The sequence below is a fragment of the Streptomyces sp. DH12 genome (assembly GCF_020873895.1).
Taxonomy (GTDB): domain Bacteria; phylum Actinomycetota; class Actinomycetes; order Streptomycetales; family Streptomycetaceae; genus Streptomyces.
Genome location: NZ_JAHWGT010000132.1, coordinates 1 through 951, shown reverse-complemented (window position 1 = coordinate 951; position 951 = coordinate 1). Strand labels below are relative to the sequence as shown.

Genomic DNA, 951 nt, shown 5'->3' with positions numbered 1-951 from the left:
AGACGAGGAAGTAGTCCGCGCCATGGCGGGCCTGGTCGTACAGGTTGACGGTGAAGCTGCTCCCGACGTTCGTGGTCTTCCAGGCGCCGGGCGTGTCCATGGAGCGGTAGCGGCCGTTCTCGGTGTTGCCGCCGCTGCAGAGCGTGCCGTCGGGGACGACCGCGCGGAAGTTGCCGCCCGAGCCGTCACGGTAGAGGCCGTTCCAGTTCCACATGGCGTTGGTGTTGTCCTGCCAGGCCTGCCAGCACATCGGGTCCTGCTGGGCCATCGCCGGGTTCTGGAAGTCGCTCCCCCACCGCTGCCAGCAGCCGTAGTTGCGGGACGCGGGGTCCACCACCGAGCCGTGGGCGTGGGCCGTGCCGCTCCAGGGGACCAGACAGAGCAGCGCGGCGACGACCGTGCCCAGGACGAGCGCGAGCCGGGACGGGCTCCGCATCGGATCACGCGACAATAGAGCATGCGCATGCCAACTCATGGTTTCCTCTTCCGCCGTGGGGGTCATGGAGTGCGCGGGCGCGGGCAACTCACGCCCACACCTGATGGGAGCGCTCCCAGGGCAATGTGCGCCCGGACGACGGAAGGGGCAACCCTTCGTTCTCGCCACTTCCGTCACCCGGTGGCGTGTTCGACACTTTCGACGGCGACATGTGCGGGGGCTCCTCCCGTCAGAGCCGGTCGAGGCCCCCCGTCGTACGGCCGAGGCAGACGACCGAGTCGTCCATCGGCACGCCCGCGATCTCCTCGAAGCCCATCCGGTCGTAGAAGGCGCGGGCGGGCTTGTTGGCGACCGTCATCACCAGGTGCACGGCCGGGACCCCGCGTTCCGCAAGGGCCGCGAGCAGGGTGCGCATCAGCCGGCGCCCGTGACCCCGCCCCTGCCACTCGGGCAGCAGGTCGATGTGGAGATGGGCGGGCCAGGCGGCCAGTTCCGGGACGGCCATCCGCTCGGGG

Annotated in this window: 2 protein-coding genes; both read right to left on the bottom strand. The window is 70.2% G+C overall.

Translation table 11 applies throughout. The features are described 5' to 3' along the window. Positions 1–436 (bottom strand): lytic polysaccharide monooxygenase (locus LPA54_RS32995; protein ID WP_228984426.1); only part of this gene is annotated, 436 nt, incomplete at its 3' end. 229 nt (positions 437–665) lie between these two features. Then, positions 666–951: N-acetyltransferase (locus LPA54_RS32990; RefSeq protein WP_228984425.1), on the bottom strand; the 286-nt coding region annotated here is incomplete at its 5' end.